The following is a 23227-nucleotide window of genomic DNA, read 5'->3' on the forward strand; positions in this document are numbered from 1 at the left end:
TATTATCTGCCTCCCACAGTAAGCTCTTTAACCCTTATAGCAGGCTGTCCCACAGTTGTAGGCACAGACCCTGATACGCTTCCGCATATTCCATCAGCCAATTCCAAATTAGAAGATACAGCTTCAATATTCATCAAAGTTTCATCTCCGCGTCCTATAAGTGTAGCTCCCCTCACTGGCTCTGTAATCTTTCCCTTCTCTATCAAATAACCTTCAGAAACAGCAAAATTATAATCGGTAGTTGCAGGATCAACAGAACCTCCTCCCATTTTTTTAGCATAAAGTCCGTACTCTATACCAGAAATTAAATCATCAAAACTTGAATTACCTTTATCTATAAATGTATTTCTCATTCTTGATGTAGGAGGATACTTATAACTCTCTCTTCTTGCACTCCCTGTAATATTCTGATTCATCTTCATAGAACCAAGCTCATCGACTAAATAGCTTTTTAATACACCTTTTTCTATTAATACAGTTCTCTGAGCATCATTTCCTTCATCATCAATATTATAACTTCCCCAAGCATTCTTTATAGTTCCGTCATCAATAGCAGTAACTACATCTGATGCTATTTTCTCGCCTAACTTATTGCAAAAAACACTTGCATTATCAGCAACTGCCGTAGCCTCCAAAGCATGTCCGCAAGCCTCATGGAATATTACACCTCCGAATGCATTATCTATTACAACAGGATATTTTCCTGATTTAGGATATTTAGAATCAAGCATTTTTATTGCAGAATTAGCCGTTTCTTTAGCCATATTCTCCAAATCAATATCTTTTATTACTTGATATCCGTCTAAAGCTCCCCTAGTTCTGCTGGCGGTCTGAGTATTAGAACCATCTGATGCCATCGACATCATAACAAGTCTTATATAAGTTTGAGAATCCTCCCTAATAATGCCTTTGCTAGTACATACTAAAATATTTCTCTGCTTCTCATTATATCTGGCACTAACCTGTTTTATCTTATCAGAAACGCCTCTCGCAGTTTTATCTAAATATGAAAGAACATCTATTTTTTCATCAAATTTAATAGAAAAAGGGTCTATATGCAAAGGATGATTATTATTTTCTTTTGACTCAATAAAATTATTAATTATATATTTTTTATTATTCACAACCGAAGCTGCACTTTTAGCCAAATTAATTAAGCTCTCATCTCTTGTATCGTTAGAATATAGATATATTGTCTTTTTATCAGATATTACCCTTAATCCAACTCCATAATTAATACCCAAATTCATATCATCAACTTTAGAATCTAAATAGCTTACAGAATTAATTTTAGTATCTTCAAAAAATAAATCAGCATATTCTCCGCCATTTTTTAAAGCCTCCTCCAAAACAGTATGAAGGAAATTCTCATTAAAACTAAAATATTTCATTAATCCTCCTATTTTTTTAATTTTAAACAATTTTATCATATTTTATATAATATATAAAAATTTGATAATATTTATCTATTAATATTTATTTTTTAATAAAAAAAGAATACTATTATTAATTATACATTTTATGAAAAAAATAATCAATTGACAATCATATAATTATCATATAGTATTAAGTATAATAAAATAAAGGATATAATAAATGTATACCATTAATGTAAAAACAAAATCAAGATTTGATATAGTTGATATTACAAATGAAGTTCAAAGATGCGTAAATGAAGAGAAAATACAAAATGGAATTGCCGTAATATTTGTTCCTCATACTACTGCTGCTGTAGGAATAAATGAGAATGCCGATCCTGATGTAGTTTTTGATATGAAGAATGCTTTTAATAAATTAGTACCTCAGCATGATAATTATGAGCATTCGGAAGGTAATTCACAGGCTCATGTTTTATCATCATTAGTATCTCCAAGCCTTACCGTTATAATAGAAAATTCTAAAATAGTATTAGGCACTTGGCAGGATATATACTTCTTTGAATTTGATGGTGCTAGAAATAGAAAAGTGCATATACAAATTATTGGAAAATAAATAGTGAGGAGAATAACTTGCTCCTCACTATCTGTTCAGGGATAAATCTATTATATTAAATGCCGATTAACTGCTGTTTAAGATTTTTTCTTCTGTAAGAATTTATTTTTTATAAAATTACTAATTAAACTAATTAGCTCTATTATTAATCACATCACCTATCCTTTATACATATACTTAATAGTATATACAAAATTATATAATTGTCAATATACCCATTATATGTATTTTAAAAAATATTTATTTTTTGTATATATATAAAAAATAAAAAATAGTATATAATAACTGCATAAATTACTTTAAGGATATTAATATGTTCAAATCAAAAAAAGAGGATTTTGGAAAAAATTCATTTCTATATACATTAGAAAATAGTAATGGATTGAAAGTAAAATTAGCAGAAGTAGGTGCTTCTATAACTGGTATCTTCTTTAAAGATAAGAACAATAATGAAGTTGAAGTAGCATTTGGTTCTGATGATATAGAATTTTATACTGATAAGGCAAAAAATGGACACATGGGAGCAACTGTAGGCAGAGTGGCAGGACGTACAATGAATGCCAAATTCAAAATAGATGATAAAGAGTATAATATAACTCCTAATAAATCACCAGACCATACTCATGGCGGTATCAATGGACTTTCTTATGTTATATATAATTCAATTCAGAAAAAAGATAATGAAGTACTATTTTCTTATGCTTCAAAAGACGGAGAGGAAGGTTATCCAGGAAATGTAAACTTAATAGTAAAATATACTATTACAGAAGAAAATGAATTGATAATAGATTATATAGCAACAACAGATAAGCCAACTCCTTTAAATATTATGAATCATTCATACTTTAATTTAAATGGAGAGGGGAAAATAAATGAACATGAAATATTTATAGATTCCAAATACTATTTAGGTGATGATGAAAATGGTATAACATCAGGCGAGATACTTAGAACTAAAAATACTCCTTATGATTTCACCGTATCAAAAAAAATGGATGATATAATAAAATCCAAAAATGGATGCGATAACTGCTTTATATTTGATGATAATGATATAAACAAACAAAGAGTTAAAGTAATATCAAGAAAAAGCTCAATAAGTTTGGAAGTTTTTACTACAATGCCTTCTATATTATTTTATACTGCTAATTATTTAAATAATTTAAAAGTGAGAAATCAAGTTCTTAATAAACATGAGGCATTTTGTTTGGAAGCTCAATATTTTTCATGTTCTCTCAATTTTAATCATTTTCCAAGCATAATACTTTATCCAGACAGAGAATATAATCATAGAACAATATATAAATTCGGTTTAATTTAAAAAATGAAATTAATAAAAAAGGGCTTTTATTCAAGCCCTTTATAATATATATATTTTTTATTTAACTTATAAAATACATTCCAAATTGGAAACCTATATCAAATGATGCTAAAGAATCCTGATTAATAGTAAAGTCCTTTAATATTCCATTTTTACTTACATCTATAGGAAAATCATAATTAGCATATATTCCAAATGAAAGCATAAATTTTCTCTTAGTTTTTACCAAAAAATCTGCTGATACTTTTACATAAGGTATATAAAAAGTTTCAAAAGAGTCTTTTATATCTCCAAAATCAAAACGGTATTTACTTGAATCTCCTCTGCCTTTGGAACTATAAGTCATTGATAAAGGTAATTTTATTCCTCCTCCTACTCCTATAGAGAAAAATCCTATATTTAATCTTGGAAAAATACCTAATGATAAACTATTAAATTTATAATTTTCAACAACTCTTTTTTCATCTGCATTATTATATTTTATTTCGTATACATCTTTATTATATCCTATATCAAATAATAAAGCCGTTGATAAAGTATCATCATATCCCCAAAATATTCCTGGCTGAAAAGAAAAAGAACTTTCAAAAGCCCTAAAATCTGAAGTAAATATTTTGCTTCTATCAGTTGTAGCACTGCTCGCACCAAAACGTCCTACAAAACCTGCAACAAAATCTGCAGCATATAGGCTATTAATAGATAGCAATAAAAATAAAATAAAAGTTAATGAAAAAAATCTATTTTTCATAAATAATACTCCTAATTATTATATTTATCAAAATTAATGTTAACATAATATCCAAATTGAATACCTATATCAAATGCACTCATAGAATCCTTATTAATAATTGAATCGCTTATATAGTTATCATACTGAAAATGAAGCGGAAAATCATAATTAGCATATACTCCTATTAACCAATAATTAAATATACTAAAATCAATAGAAAATCTCAAATAAGGTATAACTGCACTCTCAAATATATCGCTCAAATCTCCAAAACTAAATCTGTAGAATCTATATTTATCATAAGAATCCAATCTGTACACAGCGGAACCTGGTATTTTTACACCTCCGCCTGCACCTAATGATATAAAGTTGAAATTAAATCTAGCATATCCTCCAATTAAAAAACTTTCAAATTGATAATTTTCTGTTGCTCTTTTTCCTTGTATGGTATATTTAAGATCATAAGAATCATGATAATATCCCAAATCAAGAAGCAATGATAAAGAAACAGATGATGATGAAATAGGCTGATTAATTCCTATAGAAAATGCAAATCCAGAATCAAAATCTCTAAAGCCTGATGGGAATATTTTTGATGCATTTGTATTAGCTCCGCTTAGTGCAAATTGGCTTGTAAACCCTAATGCAAGTCTAGCAGCATTTAAATTATAAAATGGAATTATAAATATAAAAAAAATTGTTAAAAATAGCTTTATTGTTAATTTCATAATACCTCTTTGTACCCATATATAGTATAATACAAATATAATAAAAGTCAATAAAATAACAGTATTATTAAAAATATAATATAAAAATAATTATACAAAAATAAAAATTTCCTATATCTATTTATAGAAGCAAGCACTATATTATAAATAAAGTTAATAATTATCATTACATTAAATATAATTAAAAATATATCAGAAAATATTTCTATAGTTCTTTTTAAACAGAATAAACCAAATATAGTTCCTATTATATTTGAAGCAATATATATTATAAAACATACTTTATTATGATCTTTATCTATCCTAAATAAAAACATATTCAATAAAAACAATGATAGAAATATAATACATATCAATAATAAAAAATTTGAATATCTATAATATTTCATAATCAAAATTGACGCAGCACTTATAAATAAAGCTAATACCCTAGAAACATTAATTGACAATTTAGTATTAAGCATTATGCTATAAATCACATAAGAAAAATATATTATACAAGTTTTTAAAACAACAAAAATAGATAAAATGATTTTTAAATTTTTCATATCGTTTCTTATAAAAAATATAATAAGTCTTTTTAATTCTATTTTTCCATTAAAATAAAAAAAAGCAAATATTGAAATGAATATTAAAGAGATTATAAAAAATATTAAAAAAGTCCATATAATAATTTCAGCGATCATAGTATAAAAATCAGATAAAATATAAAGTTTTTTAATATCATATCTTATATAAGACATTCCAGCTATAAAAAGCATAATAAAATTAGCAGATACAATATGAACTATCAATTTAATAAAAGCATTCAAATTATCTAGAGGATAAACCAATATATTATAATCAAGTTTATATAAATAAAATGCTGTTAAAAATATTAATACAAATGATATTAATATTGATTTAAGACTAACTGGATTAAGAACAAAAAGAAAAATAAATATAAAAATGCTTAATGGAATTAAAAAAGAAAATAATATTTTTATATAAAATACAAAACTTTCTCCAATTATATTTTCTAATAAAGCTAAATCAATATTAGAATTTAAACTTGGAATATTAATACTAAATATAGATATGATGTATATAACAGATATAATCATTATAAAACTAATGCCTATAATAATATTAAAATTTCTAACTATATTTTTATAAGCAATAGTATTTGTATTATTTTTATTGATATCGTTATTCACTATTAATTATCTATACCCAATATATTAAGCATCTCATTTTCTATCTGAATTATATCTCCATGCTTATCTTCAATAGCATTCATCTTTGAACTTATTTCATCTTTTTTATCATCATTAGCTTTTTCAAGTTCATTTCCTATAAGTTTATCTGCAATTCTCAAGGTTTTATCAGATATTATAGCTCTTTCAGAATCATTAGCCGCTTTTGACATGTCAAAACCAGCATCTGTTTTTAAAACTTCATCAAGCATTGATTCTTTCCATAATAATTTAGGCTTAAATTTATAAGTTTTATAAGAAAACTCATCTACATTAACAACTCCATTTTCAGAGAAAATATCCTGATACATATTGGCATCCATATCAATAAGAAGTATTTTATTTTTTCCATTTTCTGAATATACTTTTTGATATGTATTCAACCCCTGCCTGCTGCTTCCATTCAAAGATTTTCCCAAAGCACTTTCTAAATCCAATTCCAAATTATCCTTCAAAACTACAGTATATGAAGCTGTACCTCCTCTTCCTCCAGAATGCTCATAAGTACCTGTAAGCATTATATCATCCTTACCGTCATTATTTATATCGCATAAGAAAAATTTAGGATAATATATAGGAAAATATAATATATCATATAAATACTCAGCATACTCATCTGCATTAAACTTTCCGTCTGATGATATGAACTTTGAATTATTAGCAAAATTTTTTAAATCATTAGCTTTTATGTATTTAATATTATCCGAATTTAATTTCCTATCATCACCTAATCTAAAATTGAATGTTTCTTCTGTTTCATAAGAAGCATATCTTGTATTTTTTATAAACTTTGGATTAAAATAATATATTTCTTTTAACTTATCTTCATAAATAGAATAAATAAATGTGTTTTTATTAAACTCCAAAAAATATAAATCAGAAGTTTCATCATATTTTTCTTTTGGAGATGAATTTTCAATATTATAAAAATTCTCATAATTGTATGCTCTATTTCCAGTAATATACGTTCTAACATATTCATTCATTATATTCGTATTTACAATATCCTTTACAACTCCAATATATGAAATATGTGCTGTTCCTTCATAAATTATAGAAGAGATATTATAATTATTTTCATTATAAATATCTAAATATCCGCTATCCTTAGATATATATTTCAAAAATTTCTTCTCATAAGCATCAGCTATTAATTGCTCAACTTTTAAATCTTCAGGAGAATCAATTATATAATTGATTAAATTCATTTTGTTGGAATAAACTTCATTTATATTTTCATGTTCATTTACAATACCAATTATCATATTGATATTAGTTCCTCCTGATTTTTTCCATTCTTTTATATATTTCTGCATATCAGAAAAGCAATACAATGAATCAGTAGCTAGATGAGATAAAAATAAAGCAAAATAAATATCAGCATCTTTATTTTTTATATTTAGAAGCAAATCTCTAGCCTTCTTCAAAGCCAAATTCCTTTCAACATATACATATTCATATGCATAATATGAAGTGAAATCCTCGCCATACAAATCAAAACTGTCTATTTTAGCTTCATATCTATTATGATATGCATTAGATATAAAATCTATAGAATATTTTTTAATATCATTATCCCCTACAAGTTTTTTGTTAAGGAAATCTCTATTTCTATTTAATATATTACTGTAAACTTCATCCTGATAATAATTGCTGAGTGCATTGCTGAAATTATTTTTATCCGTTCTTACAGCTTTATAAACATATTTCATATCAAAAAAATATGTATACTTCTTTTTACCATTATTTAAACTTAAATTTTCTTTTTCAATATCATTATTGTTTTCATTTCCATTGCATCCGTAAAAAACTAATATAGTAATAATAGAAATAATATAAAAGAAATTTTTAAACATAAAAACCCCAACAAAATATTTGTATTATTATATATATAAAATACTTTTTTACAAGTATAGATAATTTTAAAGGATAAAAAATAGGACTAAGTATTAAAATAATACCCAGTCCTATTTATATTAAAAAGATATTTATTATATTAAAAGATTTTGTTCAGTATCTTTATCAAAAATATGAAGTCTATTTAAATCAAATTCCATGAAAGCATGCTGATCTCTCTCATAATCATCAGAACTATTAATACGTATCGTTATTTGAGAGTTTCCAAAATTCATATATAAATAACTTTCAGAACCTATCATCTCTATAACATCAATTATAGCTTCTATTAAATTTTCAGACTTATCTTTATGCAGTATAACATTCTCAGGTCTTATTCCGAGTATAACTTCTTTTCCATTGTAAGAATCATCCAGTTTCGATATTCTGTCATTATTTAATTCAATATCATACCTATCAAAATTAGCATGCCATTTGCCGTTATTTTTATTAACTACCGCATTAATAAAATTCATCTGAGGAGCACCAATAAACCCAGCTACAAATAAATTTTTAGGACTGTTGTAAAGAGTTTTAGCATCATCAACTTGCATAATATCTCCATCTTTCATAACAACAATTCTAGTACCCATAGTCATGGCCTCAACTTGGTCATGCGTAACATATACAAAAGTAGTTTGAAGCTGTTTATGAAGTTTAATTAATTCAGTACGCATTTGAACTCTCAATTTGGCATCAAGGTTGGATAAAGGTTCATCTAATAAAAACACTGACGGATTTCTCACCATGGCTCTTCCCAAAGCAACCCTTTGACGCTGTCCTCCTGAAAGTGCTTTAGGTTTTCTGTCTAGTAAATGTGCTATATCAAGAACTTTAGCAGCCCATTCTACACGTTTCTTTATTTCTTCTTTAGGGGTTTTTCTTAATTCTAAACCAAAAGCCATATTCTTAAATACTGACATGTGAGGATACAAAGCATAATTCTGAAAAACCATAGCTATATCTCTATCCTTAGGAGCAACATCATTAACCAATCTATCTCCTATATACAGCTTGCCGTCTGTTATATCTTCAAGACCAGCTATCATACGAAGTGTTGTAGATTTACCGCATCCTGAAGGTCCTACCAAAATGACAAATTCCTTATCGTCTATATCCAAACTAAAATCTTTAACAACCTCTACATTATTGTCATATACTTTTCTAATATGTTCAAATTTAATACTAGACATAATTCCCTTCCTTTTGTAATAATTTATAAAATACTACTAATAATAGCAGATTATTTTATTGTTATTGGTTCCATACAAAAACATATAAAAGCTTCATTACAAGTCAAAATTAATAAGTATTAAAATGATTTTTGAAAGAAGCTATTTAGTATATAAGTTATAGTATATTTAGTATTTTTATATTGTCAAGACATTAATTGTCTATTTTTTATATAAAATATCATATTACAAATTTTTTAAACTCATCAGCAAGTAAATTGGCATCGGTTCCAACAATTATATGCACTTCATTATTATTAATTTTCTCTACAGCAGGATAATATTTTTTTATCTCTTCTATATTTATTTTATCAGCATCTTTAATCTCAAGTCTTAATCTGGTAGCACAATTATTAACTTTAATAATATTTTCAATTCCGCCAACTAAAGGAAGAAGCAATGATGTTTTTAAAGTTTGACTTCCTAACAATTTTTCTAAATCTTCAGCAAGTTCGCTTACTGAAGTACCAACTATTATATGCAATTCTGTATCACTTATTTTTTGTACCGCAGGATAATATTTTTTTATTTCTTCAGCATTTACTTTATTAGCATCTTTTAAATTGAGTCTTAATCTAGTAGCACAATTATTTACTTTTACTATATTTTCTATTCCTCCAAGCATAGGAATAAGCAACCAAGCTCTATTAGAATAATCTGTATTAGCATCAGAGTCATTTAAAATCTTTGATAATTCATCAGCTAGCTCAAAAGCCTTAATACCAACTACTACATGAACCTCTGTATTACTTATTTTTTGTATTACAGGATAATATTTTTCCTCATTAACCTTATCAGCGTTTTTTACTTCAAGTCTTAATCTAGTAGCACAATTATTAACTTTAATAATATTTTCTCTTCCTCCAAGCAATGGAAGAATCATCAATGCCATATTACAAAAACTATCATCAGAAACTATAATTTTTCTTAATACATCAGCTATAACACTCGCATTTGTACCTACAACTATATGCACTTCTTTATCACTAATTTTTTGTACGGCAGGATAATATTTTTTTATTTCTTCTATATTTATTTTATTAGTATCATTTACCTCAAGTCTTAATCTGGTAGCACAATTATTAACTTTAATAATATTTTCTCTTCCTCCAAGCAATGGTACTAAAAAACTAATTTCTTCTTCATTGGAATGATTATCAATCTTTTCTTTTTTATTAAATAAATTAAACAACATTATTAACCCTCATAATTTTGATAACTGTATAATACTAACATAATATTTATTTTTTTCTAGTTTAAATAAAAATAATTTATTTAATAAAATAAAAGACAAGAGAATTAATTTCTTAACTCTCCTGTCTTTTTAAGATAGGTATAAACATATATATAAATATTTGATAGTTTTTAATATTAACTATTCATCTAAAGTAATTAAAACCTCTCTAGGCTTACTGCCATTTTCAGGTCCTACTATACCCTGACGCTCCATTATCTCTACTATTCTTGCCGCCCTATTATACCCTATTTTCAAACGTCTTTGTAAGAATGAAGCACTTGCTTTTCCTGTTCTTGCCACCAATTGAACAGCATCATCCCAAAGCTCTTCATCAAGTATATCCTCTTCATCACTATTTTTATCATCAGCATCGCTTCCCTCTAAAGCAGCAATCAAGCTCTCATCAAACATAGGCGACATCTGCCCAGATAAATAATCAACAACCTTTTTAACTTCATTATCAGATACAAAAGCTCCCTGCACTCTATCAGGCATTTGACTTCCGGAAGCACAGAATAAAGCATCCCCCTTGCCTAGCAGCTGTTCAGCTCCAGACATATCAATGATAATTCTTGAGTTAGTTTTGTTAGGTACTTGGAATGCTATTCTTGTAGGCAAATTAGCTTTTATAACTCCAGTAACAACATCAGCAGAAGGTCTTTGCGTTGCTATTATCAAATGTATTCCAACAGCTCTGCTCATTCCAGCCAAACGTGATATTAAGTCTTCAACTTCTTTTGATGCTACAACCATCAAGTTATGAAGCTCATCTATAACAAGAACTATATACGGAAATAGCTCTAAAGGCTCTCCGTTAAACTCTGTTTCTCCCTCTTTAAGTAATTGTCTAACCTTTTCATTATATGTCTTAACATTTCTTACAAAAAATCTCTCCATTCTCTCATATCTTTTTTCCATTATATCTACAATATATCTCAATACTATAGTAGCTTTCTTTTCATCGGACACTACAGGCGACATCAAATGCGGTATGCCGTTATATATAGAAAGCTCTACCCTTTTTTTGTCTACAAATATAAACTTGAGTTCATCAGGTCTGAATTTATATAAAAGTGAAAGTATTATAGTAGAAAGACATACACTTTTACCAGAACCTGTAGTTCCAGCAACAAGTAAGTGAGGAGCTTCCGACATATCAGATATAACATTATTTCCATATATTCCTTTTCCTAGTACAAAAGGTATATCAAGTTTTGATTGTCTGAAATCGCTGCTTTCCAATACATCTCTTAAGAAAACTGCATTTCTTACTTTATTAGGTATCTCTATTCCTATAACAGAACGCCCAGGTATTGGAGCTATTATCCTTACGCTCTCAGAAGCTAATGCCAAAGCAATATTATCTGTAAGATTTGATATTTTTGACACTCTTATTCCAGAAGCTATTTCAAGTTCGTATCTTGTGATAACAGGTCCTCTTGATACTCCTGTAACTTTTGCTTCTATATTAAAATCTAATAATGTATGTTCAAGCTGCATAGCTGTTTGTTTTATAGATTCCATCATAGCACCGTCATTGACTGGTATGGATCTATTAAGTAAATCAAACGGAGGGTGTTTATAATGCTTATCAACATACTTTGTATCAAAATTAGACTGTATACGTTCACTGTCCATATTTTTTATATTTTTAGTACCAAGTATAACTTTTTTAGGCTTATTCAATGTATCTATCGTTTTTTGAGATTCCATATTTATAAATCCTGCTGCTTCTTCCGATGCAGTATTCTTTTGAGAAATATCATCAAAAACATTACCATTTTCTTTTGTATTTATTTCTTTATTTACATTATTTACATTCTCATCTTTTTCTATTTCTTTTGTGTGTTCTATATATTCTTCATCTTTTTCTCGCTTTTCATCAATATTGACACTATTTGCTAATTTATTATGCTCCGTCAAATTATTTAAATATTCTGCATACATATCATCATCTATATTATAATTATTAGGCTCATGATTAATTTTAGTTTTTAATCTAACATCTTCTATATCATCATCATTAATATGATAAAGTTCTTCTTCATCCAAATCAAATTCATCTATTTTTCCATCTGCATTATAATGATTGTTATAATCAGGTATATGATCTGCTCTGTTATATTCTCTCTTAGAGGCATATCCCATAGCAAATTCAAAAGGCTCCTTCCTTTTATTATCTGATGTTTTTGGCTTATTATCATATACAGAAACATATTCTTCATTACTATTCTTTATTTCATTTGATGTACTAGAATAAATTTCTTTCTTTTTATTTAATTCTTCTAATTTCTTATTGAATTCATTTATTACATTATTATTATCTTCTTCATTATTATTATTTTCTTCAATTATTTCGTTTATTTCATCTAGCTTATTATCTTCTCTCTTATTCTCCTCTACAAGTCTTTGTAACTTCTCAAAACTATCATCATCCTCTTCTTGATATCTAGCTTTTATATACTTCTCTCCAACATTATATTTAGCATAATTATCAACGGAATCCTCATAAGCAGCTCTTTTAAAATCTGACTTCCTTAAATAATTTATATTATAATCAAGCTCTTCAATATGATCTTTTATTACATCTTCATTTTTTTTTTTATTGATAAAATCATTATAATAATCTCTATAAAAATCATCCTCTTTTTGCATAGCACTCTGATATTGAGAAGCATTATAATTATTATTATGCACTCTCTCCTTTCCAAATACTGCTTCTGCTAAAGTTAATCCTAAATCTTCTTCTTCAGTTTCCATTGTATTTACATTAATTCCTGTAAAATGATTGTTTTTTAAATCTGAAATTATATTATCTACTTCTTTGTTTTCTGCATCCGTTTTATTAAAGAAATTATTTATAGAATTATTTTTTTTATATAGTTTTTCTCTATAACTTTTTTCATCAAAACCATAATATCCTCCATCAGCTTTCTCTATAAAAGGAGCAGTTTTAAACTCTAATTCACTGACATCTTTAGCATAAAATAATGGCAGATAATCTTTAGTATAACTTTTTTCAGAATCATTTTCTTCATTTTTAGCACTCTTTATTTCTAAATCTTTTATTCCATTAACAACTTTTTTCTCTATACTTTTAATTTTTTCTAAATCAACATTCTTTATCATATTTCTAAAATAATTTACTAAATCCATTATAGAAACTTTAGTAAATACTATAGCAGTTATTAAAAGTGCTGATATAACTATCATAACAGCACCTGTCTTGCCAAATACTGATACCAAAGAGCCGCCAATAAACTCTCCCATAATACCGCCCTTATTATAAAAATCCAAATTTCCTAAAAATATATTCAATAGTATGCTAAGCAGTATCATTAATATAGATGATGATAATGCAGATACCAAAACTTTATCTGTAGAGTTTTTTAATATAATATTGACTCCAGCATACATAAAAAATGCAGGTATTATATATGATGAAAAACCAAATGCCAAAAAAGAATAAGAAGATATATAAGCTCCAAATATACCTAATAAATTTGTTATTCCATTTCCAGAGTTTAAATCCTCCATATTCATACTAAAATATGAAAGCAGAAGTATTCCAGAAAATAATAGGCATAAAAAACCTGCTATATCAAAAAATATATTTCTATTTTCATATTCATCTTCAAAAGATTTATTTTCCATCTCTCTTTCTTCAGCTCTTTTTTGTATTGTTAATTTTCTTTTAAATAATTGCATAATAAAACTCCAATACTAAAATCACACTTTTATAAAATATAGAAAAACTGCCATTCCTACTATCATGCAGTAAAATCCAAAAAAGAAAAGTTTACCTTTCTTTAAAAATACAAGTAAAAACTTCAATGCTATAATACCAAAAACAAATGCCGTAACAAATCCAATCAAAGCATAGGTAATATTAAAATCAGCAATATCCTTTATAGAAAGAATAAATGCACCGAATATAGCAGGAAGCGATATTAAAAATGAAAATCTGCCTGCTAAATCTCTGTTTAATCCTAAAAATAAAGCAGCACTTATAGTCATACCAGACCTTGAAATACCTGGAAAAACAGCAGCAGCCTGTGCCAAACCTATAACAAATGCATTATAATATGTCATTGTAAATATATTTTTTGAATCATTGCTGTAAGTATTTTTATCCAATTTTCTAGTTAAAAGAAGTATACATCCTGTTATTATAAGATTAAGCCCTATTCTTTGTAATTCTAAATTACTTAAATATTTTTCTAAAAGAGGTCCGACTACAGCAACTGGTATAGATGCTATAATTACCATAATAGATGTTCTAAATCCTTCATCATTTTTGATGGAATTTTTTACATCTTTTAATCCTTTAAAAAAACCTGTTATAGCTTTAATAATATCTTTATAAAATATAAGGCAAGTAGCCAAAAATGTGCCAAAATGAAGAGCTACTTCAAATGATAATATGTTTTCTGCATGATAATTAATAAAATATTCAATTATTCTTAAATGACCAGAACTAGACACTGGTAAAAATTCCGTTACAGCCTGCACTAAACCTAATATTACAGCTTTAAGCATTAAACTACCCCATTGTTTACATAATACTGTAATAATTCTCGGATAGTTTAAAAAAAACAATATAAAAAAATTATGTAAACTTATACATAAAAAAATGACAGACCTCAATTCAAGCCTGTCATTATTCTTATGAATAAAATATCAATAAAATTAATTGTCAACGAAATAGAAACTTATTTGTCCTCCCAAATCAACAGCACCTAAATCATTTTTAGTAAATCTTGAATCATTAATCTTCGGTCCGAAATCATATCCAGCATAAAATCCTATTCCCAAAGCACTATCATCACTGAAGAAAAATAAATAATCCAAAGTAAGTTTTATATAAGGTATTACAGAGCTTGCATATTTACTTTTTAAAGAACTTAAATTGTAATAATAATTAGCATTTTCAAATTGGCTATACTGAGTATTATAATTTTGTGTTGATTCTCCTCCTGCTAAAGGAATTTTTACCCCTGCACCTAATCCTATAAAGAATTTAGCAATATTGAATTTAGGTAAAATACCAATAACCAAGCTGTCAAAATAATATGAAGTATTAACAGTCTGATATGCTCCTCCAGCACCTGCTGCTTTGCTTTCTTTATATGAATATACATCTCTGTGATAAGCTATATCCAATGCTAAAGAAAATCCCATATAATCATCAAATCCATTATATATTCCAGGAGTTATTCCTACTCCCCATTCAAAACCTGCACCTGTTGTCAGCTTTCCCTCATTATTATTAACACCTAATCTATAGTCCTGATAGCTTTGCGAAATAGATGCACCAAGAGGTATATACAAACCTATTCCTGCATTAAAATCTGCAAAGAGGTTTGATATATGAGTTAAAAAAATTATACTAATTATAATAGATACCTTTTTCATAATATCTCCCATGTTTTATATTATAATTATATTATAATATATTGTAAACAAAATGTCAAGAAAAAGTAAATATTTTTTACTAAAAAATACGAAATGTAAAAATTATTTTTCTCTAGGTATACCAGGGAGTATATAATCAAATAAGGCATAATTAGCCATATAAAGTGTATTTCTATCGCTGGAATTTATAGTATTAATAGAAACTCTGTTAGTTTTTATAAATCTGTACGCATCTATTATACCATAATCAAAATTATTATACAGATATTTCATAACAGTATAATAATCTCCTGAACTATTGGTTGTATAAGTAAACATAAGTTTTGTATTATTTCTAGCTTTCAAATATCCGAAAATATCAGCATTTCTTGCAGGAGATAAAAATAAATCTCTGTCGTCAAAAGGCTTATTCCTATTGGTATCTATTCCTATATAATGAGTTAATGCAGTATTTCCTTTAGGCTCTCTAAAAGCCTCAACAGCCAAAGTTTCCAATGAAGTATAGAAATTAGTTTCAGTATTTAATTTAATACTAGGCTTTCCAATATCTAAAATAGAGCTAGGAGAATATTCAAATTCTCTTATTTTTACAACATCATTATTTTTAAAAGCATCCAAATAAGCGAAAGGAACTGTAAATAAATTAGCATAAGAGCCTGTTATATAAATTCTCTGAACTCTCTGAGCATCTTTAATAATATCTGATGAAAGCATTCCTCCCTCGATAGATTTTAATGCATTTCTTCTATCCCTTGCCTTTGAAACATTTGTAAAGCTTTCTAAATAACCTCCTAATTTCTTCATATCAATTAAATTAGCTTTCTTAACTTCAGCATCTCCAACTACATAACTATATGCTGTATATTTATTGTTTTCATAAGCATAGAATATAAACATCGTATTTGTATTCTCATTAGAAAATATTGTATATGCATTTTCTATATTCTTATCAAAATCACTCTCTGGTACTCTTATTTTATTTAAAAGACCATATATATATGCAGAATTAGTTTTATATAAAGAATAGAATCTGTCTGCAAAAGATGATACTGTTTCTGTTTCAAATATATACTGATTGCCGTATATATAGTTCATAGTTATAAATATATCGCTTTCATTTGTTACAGAAGTATTAAGTATTGTATTTGCAACGGTTAATATTTCATTTGTATTTTGCATTCTATTAAGGAAATTAGTTACAGTATCAATAGGAGTTTTAGCATATATCAGATCATAAAGAACAGCTACCTCCAAAATTTTGTCTTTATTATCTCCATCAACTTTGCCAGCTATATAATTTAAATATCTTACAGACTCTTTAGGATCATCCTTGGCCTTTAAAAATCTTGATAAAGTTCTAGGAGTAAAATATTCATCAATTAAGTCATAATTATTGTTTGTATATAAATATATAAAATGCAATGCTCTGTTTGCCCCCTTAACAGCTCCCTCTTCTCCCATTCTTCTATAAACAGGAAGCATTGATTTAATAAATCTATAAGCATTTGAATCACTTATATTACTGTATGAAGCAGCAAAGAACTTGTATCCATCCTCAGAAAATAAATACGCTGTATTAGTATCTTTAGCATTGTATCTGTCTTCAACAATTCTTGCATAATTATACATTTTTTCATCATCGCTTTGAGAATATGCTATAACATTAGACATCATAGAAAAACTAGGATTAGAATTATTATCATAAGATTCATAAAGTCTTGTTTTAAAACCGTATGCAGCATTTGATAATGATGTCATACTGTAATCAGGCTTTCCATATACAGTAAATAAATTATGGTCATATCCTTTCATACTGTTTTCTAATGAATTAGTCAGCAATTTTCTAAAATAATTAGTATAGAACATCATTCTTGAATCTCTGCCGCTATTTCCTACAATCAATGCTATATTATTAATATTTCTCAAAACTCTTCTATTATTATCGAATGTTTCTTTATCGCTATAGACTATATATAGATTTTTACTCATAACATTTGATATATCAGAAGCACTTGCACCTGTTATATCCACAACTAAAGGCACATAGGAATTAGTTGGTATATCTTTTATTTCAATAAATCTGAAATTTCCTCTCCTTCTTCTATTCGTTTCAGAAGATGAAGTATTACTATTAGTTGAAACATTATATGATACATTAGTATATAAATTATCTTTTGAAGAATAGCTGTATGCATTAGTGTTGCTTGACATACTCATACTGCTGTTTATTTCTCTCTCAGTACTTCTTGCTGTTCTAAGGAATGAGATTAATTTAGTATCTATATATGCAGTTTTAGGAGGAAGCATATATTCTGTAGAATCATAAAGCTCTCTTACAAAGACATTTCTATTGCTTATAGCTATAGGTCTGAATCCTATATGAGAAACATAATTTTTGGTTTTAGGCATGGCATTGCTTTGTATATAAAATGAAGTTTTTCCATTTTCTCTTACAAATCTATATCCTAAATATGTATCCCATATTAAAGTTTCATCATTACGCATAGATTTATCAATGTCTTCAGGCTTAACATCACATACAACTATTGATTCTATAGGAGTATTTGAAAATTTTTCTACAGCCTCTTTTTCATAATTAGAAATTTCTTTAAGCATTGCAGATTCTGTCTTACTGTCATAAGGAGTTGCTACAGCATTTAAATATCTTTGATATGCATAAAGAGCTTTTTCATAAAGATCATAATACTCTCTTAAATAATAATTATTTTCACCCAATGTATAAAGTCTTCTGTCCAAAAACTTTCTTCTCATATCAATAGCATCAAACATAGCAAGTATATTCAAACTGGCATCAGGATATTTATCCTGAAGAAACTCTATAACTTTATATTTTGCCTGTCTTAATATAAAATTATTTCCTTCAACAAATGTTATCATAAATACGCTTTCTCTTAATCTCTGAAGTATTCTAAATACATACTGCACAGGATAATCTAAGCTGTCTGGATATCTATCTCTATATTTAGTACTAAAATCAATCAAAGTTGTAAGTATGGCTATTTCTTCAACTGCAAAAGCTGAAACTTGTGCCTTTGAAAATGCCGACATATATTCTCTTGCCGCCTCTTCAATATATCCTGCAAGTTCATAAGCCTTAGCTAAATTGTATCTAACTATTATTTCAGTTTTTAAATCAACTGGGAAATTAGAATTTGAAGAGAGAATATATTTATACCTGTCAATAGCATCCTTAAGCATTGTAAGTCTTTGCATATTTATATCATAATCGGTCATATCTGTAGGATCATCATTCTTTCTTCTATTGTATTCTATACTGTTGTCAGCTGTAAGTTTGAATGCCATTATATATTGGAACGCTGCTATATGAGAATATAAAAGCAGTCTGTCTTTTATACTAACGGCATTATTAGTTGACAATATTTGAAGTGTTTTTGTTGTATTAAATAATTCTATAAAAAATTCTTTTTTAATAGATGTTAAATCATTTTCTGATAAATACCTTAAATATAAAGATGATAAGCTAAGATAATTTTTGGCATCATTTTCAGCATTTTGATACTGAAGGCTTGGGTTATTAGCAAGTGTTTTTGCATCCAAAGTTTTTTTATACTCTTCTATTGAAGCTTTAAAAGACATAATAGAATTTGACTGATCTCCCTGCTGATAATATAAATATCCTTCATTATTGTAATATGTAGCAAGCATCAAAGGCTGAATAGATTTTTTAGGCTTATCCTGAATAATATAATTTCTATAAGAAGATAAAGCCTCTCTTGCCTCAGAATATCTGCCCATTTTTTCGTATAATTCCTGATATATAGAATAAAGCATCTGCTGTTTATCAACGTTCAAAGGCTCTCCCGGTATATATCCTCCAAAAGAAGCAAGTCCAAAATTTACTATATTTATATTAGCACCGTAAAAAGTTATGCTTAAATAGTTAGGCGTATACAAAGAAGAATCCAAACTGTCAATCTTAGCTTTTACATTATCACAGTACATTAAAGCATTCTTATAATCTTCTAATTTTAAATAACATGCTGCAAGCAGAAGCTGATTAAGTTCATTTTTATCAATATCATTCTCTGTAAGTTTATCTCTTTCCAATAATGATTCTATAGCCTTTTCATAATCTTCCTGCTCTATCGCAGCTATAGAAGTATATCCTACTATTTTGTAAATGGATTCCTTATCTCCCAATTTTTCAAATAATTTTCTAGCAAGCTCATATTCTCTATAAGCCCCATTTACATCATTGTTCATCCAAAGAGAATAGCCGTAAAAGAAATGATACCATGCCATACTCTTATCACTGCCTGCTTGTCTAAGCAAACTCTCAGCCTCTTTATATTCATCCACAGCATCAGAATATCTGCCGTTTATCAAATATGAATTAGCAAGCATTATAGAAATTACATTAGGCTTAGTCTTAACCTTACTCTTAGCCATTATTAAAGCATCTATTATTTCAGAATCCAAATTGGAAGTTTGAAATGCAAGCATATTATATCCCATATACTTGTCATTAGTAATATTATTATCCCTATATGCAGGCACAAGCTCTATTACGCTTTTATATGTTTTTTGATCCTGCAACACCTGCATCTTCAATGCTTGGGCAAATGTAAGCATCTCAGCTTTTTTTACATAATAATCTTCATTATCAGGATATAAAAATATTGCAAAATCAATATATGAATTAGCTTTATCAAGTATTGTATTAAAAGATTTATTCAAATACAAATAAAAACCGTCTTCTCTCTTCTTTTCGCTTAAAACATATCTGTCAGGACTATACTGCTTATCTATAGCCATACCATAATATCTATTAGCTAAATAATAATAAGCATTAGCGAGTTCAGCATGTGCTTCATGATCTGAATACTTTGTAGATAAAATATTTTTTTCTCTCTCAGCAATAGTCATTTCAAGAGATTCTATAGTGCTGTATGCTCTAAGTCCGCTTTCTATCAACCTTGATGATGAGGAAGTATCATTAGGATTATATTTTAATACCTCCTGATAATTATCATAAGCAGCTGCATATCTGCCTTCATTATAGGAACTATCAGCCAAAGATTTATAATAATCAGCTAAAATTCTTTTGCTTTCTTCCGCCTCAGATGTAGAATCAAAATCATTGCCTCCTGAACTCAAAGCGTTTTTAAATAAAGCATAAGAACCATCATCTTTTTGTTCCAAAAGAACTTTAGCATTTGCATAATAGCCTAATGCAAGCATTATATCATTTTTTGACTCAATATAAGGCTTAAATAGATTTGTTGCATCCTCATAATTTCTTGAAAGTATCAAACTATCTAAATATGAAAGTCTTGCAGCAACAGATAATGGAGAATAAGGATGAGCATTATCTAATATAGAAATAGAAGAGATTTTAGTATCTTTTACAAAATCTTTTGCTATATCCAATCTTTCTGAAAATATCAAATCCTTTCTTTTATAAGGCGTATTATAAAGGTCTTCATAATCAGGATATTGATAGCCGTTATTTTCAACTGAATGCGAATATAATTTTGATATAAGTATATATAAATCTTTCTCTGTATTTAAATTTATAATATTGCTTAATATAATTAATGTACTCTCATTTCTGCTGTCTGCCTTATATTTTTCATTTGCAGATATATATCCAGCCCAAGATACAAAATTAATTATTTCATCTCTCTTGCTGTTAGTTAAAAAATATTCATTAGTAAAATACTTTGTATCAACCCAATTATTATTAGTATCAAAGTTCTGATTTATTTTTGAAGCTAAAAAACCAGAAAAAGTTTCTTTATATTTATTAGTTAATATTCCAATAGATTTATTATACTCAGCAGTATTTTTATTAGTATATGATGATATCATTACATTAAAATAGGCCTTAGCAACACTGCTTTCATCATCATCAAATGGAAAATATTCAGCAAATCTATCTATAGAATCAATTTTTCTATCATAAGGAAGCTCAGTAAATGTATTATACATTGTTTCCGCATTAGCATCTTTTATAAAATATTCTTTTGTAGAACCAATTGTAACTATGCTTGTAGAACCCTCATTAACAACATAAGCCCCTACCAAACCTGAGGGATAAGCAACATTAAAGGTACTTAATTTTGTGTCTTCTGATAATACATAATACTGATGAGTTGATAGTGAATATGACATTAAGCGTCTTTTATCATAGTATGTCAAATTACCATCTCGGTCTGTATCTTTTTCTATTTCAAAAAATATAATTGTATCATCATTATAGAATGTAGGATTAAATTTGAATGTTTTAGTGTCAGTTAAAATAGTTAAATTTGTTGCAGAATTAGTATCAGCATTTAAATCTAAAACAACAAGCTGTGAATATCTCTCCCCTACTTTAGAAGTTATAAAAGCTATTTTACTGTCATCAAAAGAGAATGCTGGAGAACTTGCTTCTATATCTGACATTTTTTTCAATTCTTTACCGTTAACCCTCATAGTAAACAATTTTTTTACTCCGCCATCTCTGTCTGAAATAAAAGCTATACTATTTCCTTTATGAGAAACTACAGGGTCTACATCATATCCTTTATAATCAGTAAGCCTTACAATATTTTGCTCTAAATTCTCCAAATTATTTTTTGAAGTTCTTATTCCAAATATATTTACAAGTTTATAAAGATAAATATCTCCAAATGCATCATCTCTGGTAGATGTAAAGACTATATATTTTGATTTATCATCGACGGAAACAGATGTATCTATACCTGGACTTCTAGTTAATCTATAGTTTTCAAGAGTATATGAGTCAACTGCAAAAATATCGGTATTTCCTGCATTTTCTCTTGCATAATATATCCAAGTACCTTCTCTGTCAATTACAGCATCTAATACAGGATTAGCCTCTCCTGAAGTGAGAGAGTATCTTTTGTATTCCCTTAGGAAGGGTCTGCTGTCAAATACAGAATCCGAATTCTTTTGACTGGATGCACAAGCAAACAATACAAAAGAAATCAAAACTAAAATTTTAAACTCTAAAAAATTTATTATCTTCATAAAATAATATTCTAATATTAGTATTTTTTCATATATGTAATATTATACAAAAAATACTAATAAAAGCAATATTAACAATATTAAAATGCAGCTAATGCATCATCTACAGATTCATAAACTTCAAACAAATCTTCTAATTCAACAGTCTTTAATATTTTTTTAATAATATCTGGAACACAAGCTAGTACTAATTTTCCTTCTTTTGATTTTATTTTTCTCATTATAGAAATAAATACTCTGATTCCACTGGAGCTTAAATATTCAACACCTGATAATTCTAATATTAATTTTGTAGAACCTGATTCAACCAATTGCTCCAATTCTGTTTCTATAGATATAGATAAATTAACATCCAATTTACCCTCTAATTTTATAACTTTAGCATTTCCTTTATCTTCTATATTTAGACTCATCTTTCAACTCC

Annotated in this window: 14 protein-coding genes; 2 read left to right on the forward strand and 12 right to left on the reverse strand. The window is 27.4% G+C overall.

What is annotated here, in order from left to right; translation table 11 throughout:
• Positions 1–2 precede the first annotated feature (2 nt).
• Complete coding sequence (locus Q0J69_RS09620; RefSeq protein WP_297206758.1) at positions 3–1391, reverse strand: TldD/PmbA family protein; 1389 nt, start codon at positions 1389–1391, stop codon at positions 3–5.
• Between the two features lie 205 nt (positions 1392–1596).
• Between Q0J69_RS09620 and Q0J69_RS09625 the strand changes: the two genes are divergently transcribed.
• Positions 1597–1992, forward strand: coding sequence for a secondary thiamine-phosphate synthase enzyme YjbQ (locus Q0J69_RS09625; RefSeq protein ID WP_297206760.1), 396 nt, complete (start codon positions 1597–1599; stop codon positions 1990–1992).
• Between the two features lie 313 nt (positions 1993–2305).
• Positions 2306–3313 (forward strand): aldose epimerase family protein, encoded by a 1008-nt coding sequence (locus Q0J69_RS09630; protein WP_297206762.1) that lies wholly within the window; start codon positions 2306–2308, stop codon positions 3311–3313.
• Positions 3314–3374: 61 nt separating this feature from the next.
• On the opposite strand, the gene Q0J69_RS09635 is transcribed toward Q0J69_RS09630, so the two are convergent.
• The 11 genes from Q0J69_RS09635 to Q0J69_RS09685 form a co-directional block, all read right to left on the reverse strand.
• Positions 3375–4061 (reverse strand): hypothetical protein, encoded by a 687-nt coding sequence (locus Q0J69_RS09635; protein WP_297206764.1) that lies wholly within the window; start codon positions 4059–4061, stop codon positions 3375–3377.
• 11 nt (positions 4062–4072) lie between these two features.
• Positions 4073–4771, reverse strand: coding sequence for a hypothetical protein (locus Q0J69_RS09640; RefSeq protein ID WP_297206766.1), 699 nt, complete (start codon positions 4769–4771; stop codon positions 4073–4075).
• 47 nt (positions 4772–4818) lie between these two features.
• On the reverse strand, positions 4819–5967 hold the full coding sequence (locus Q0J69_RS09645) for a hypothetical protein (RefSeq protein WP_297206768.1): 1149 nt from the start codon (positions 5965–5967) through the stop codon (positions 4819–4821).
• Positions 5968–5969: 2 nt separating this feature from the next.
• Positions 5970–7862, reverse strand: a complete 1893-nt coding sequence (locus Q0J69_RS09650; RefSeq protein WP_297206770.1) for a hypothetical protein — start codon at positions 7860–7862, stop codon at positions 5970–5972.
• Positions 7863–7997: 135 nt separating this feature from the next.
• Positions 7998–9095 carry an ABC transporter ATP-binding protein gene (locus Q0J69_RS09655; RefSeq protein WP_297206772.1) on the reverse strand — a complete coding sequence of 366 codons (1098 nt, stop codon included), beginning with the start codon at positions 9093–9095 and terminating at the stop codon, positions 7998–8000.
• A gap of 220 nt (positions 9096–9315) precedes the next feature.
• A complete protein-coding gene (locus Q0J69_RS09660) occupies positions 9316–10329 on the reverse strand; it encodes a PTS transporter subunit EIIB (protein WP_297206774.1) in 1014 nt (337 codons plus the stop codon).
• Positions 10330–10509: 180 nt separating this feature from the next.
• Positions 10510–14079 (reverse strand): DNA translocase FtsK, encoded by a 3570-nt coding sequence (locus tag Q0J69_RS09665; RefSeq protein WP_297206776.1) that lies wholly within the window; start codon positions 14077–14079, stop codon positions 10510–10512.
• A gap of 21 nt (positions 14080–14100) precedes the next feature.
• Positions 14101–14910 (reverse strand): undecaprenyl-diphosphate phosphatase, encoded by an 810-nt coding sequence (locus tag Q0J69_RS09670; protein WP_297206778.1) that lies wholly within the window; start codon positions 14908–14910, stop codon positions 14101–14103.
• A 150-nt stretch (positions 14911–15060) separates the two neighbouring features.
• Positions 15061–15786 (reverse strand): hypothetical protein, encoded by a 726-nt coding sequence (locus Q0J69_RS09675; RefSeq protein ID WP_297206780.1) that lies wholly within the window; start codon positions 15784–15786, stop codon positions 15061–15063.
• A gap of 102 nt (positions 15787–15888) precedes the next feature.
• Positions 15889–22803 carry an ABC transporter gene (locus Q0J69_RS09680; RefSeq protein ID WP_297206782.1) on the reverse strand — a complete coding sequence of 2305 codons (6915 nt, stop codon included), beginning with the start codon at positions 22801–22803 and terminating at the stop codon, positions 15889–15891.
• 80 nt (positions 22804–22883) lie between these two features.
• Positions 22884–23216 (reverse strand): STAS domain-containing protein, encoded by a 333-nt coding sequence (locus Q0J69_RS09685; protein WP_297206784.1) that lies wholly within the window; start codon positions 23214–23216, stop codon positions 22884–22886.
• Positions 23217–23227 lie beyond the last annotated feature (11 nt).

Origin of the sequence: uncultured Brachyspira sp., from assembly GCF_944388875.1 — a bacterium.
Classification (GTDB): Bacteria; Spirochaetota; Brachyspiria; order Brachyspirales; family Brachyspiraceae; genus Brachyspira.

Bases quoted from the DNA above. Each gene is read 5' to 3' on its own strand.
- Q0J69_RS09620 (WP_297206758.1), bottom strand. From the start codon at position 1,391: ATGAAATATTTTAGTTTTAATGAGAATTTCCTTCATACTGTTTTGGAG.
- Q0J69_RS09625 (WP_297206760.1), top strand. From the start codon at position 1,597: ATGTATACCATTAATGTAAAAACAAAATCAAGATTTGATATAGTTGAT.
- Q0J69_RS09630 (WP_297206762.1), top strand. From the start codon at position 2,306: ATGTTCAAATCAAAAAAAGAGGATTTTGGAAAAAATTCATTTCTATAT.
- Q0J69_RS09635 (WP_297206764.1), bottom strand. From the start codon at position 4,061: ATGAAAAATAGATTTTTTTCATTAACTTTTATTTTATTTTTATTGCTA.
- Q0J69_RS09640 (WP_297206766.1), bottom strand. From the start codon at position 4,771: ATGAAATTAACAATAAAGCTATTTTTAACAATTTTTTTTATATTTATA.
- Q0J69_RS09650 (WP_297206770.1), bottom strand. From the start codon at position 7,862: ATGTTTAAAAATTTCTTTTATATTATTTCTATTATTACTATATTAGTT.
- Q0J69_RS09655 (WP_297206772.1), bottom strand. From the start codon at position 9,095: ATGTCTAGTATTAAATTTGAACATATTAGAAAAGTATATGACAATAAT.
- Q0J69_RS09660 (WP_297206774.1), bottom strand. From the start codon at position 10,329: ATGTTGTTTAATTTATTTAATAAAAAAGAAAAGATTGATAATCATTCC.
- Q0J69_RS09665 (WP_297206776.1), bottom strand. From the start codon at position 14,079: ATGCAATTATTTAAAAGAAAATTAACAATACAAAAAAGAGCTGAAGAA.
- Q0J69_RS09670 (WP_297206778.1), bottom strand. From the start codon at position 14,910: ATGCTTAAAGCTGTAATATTAGGTTTAGTGCAGGCTGTAACGGAATTT.
- Q0J69_RS09675 (WP_297206780.1), bottom strand. From the start codon at position 15,786: ATGAAAAAGGTATCTATTATAATTAGTATAATTTTTTTAACTCATATA.
- Q0J69_RS09680 (WP_297206782.1), bottom strand. From the start codon at position 22,803: ATGAAGATAATAAATTTTTTAGAGTTTAAAATTTTAGTTTTGATTTCT.
- Q0J69_RS09685 (WP_297206784.1), bottom strand. From the start codon at position 23,216: ATGAGTCTAAATATAGAAGATAAAGGAAATGCTAAAGTTATAAAATTA.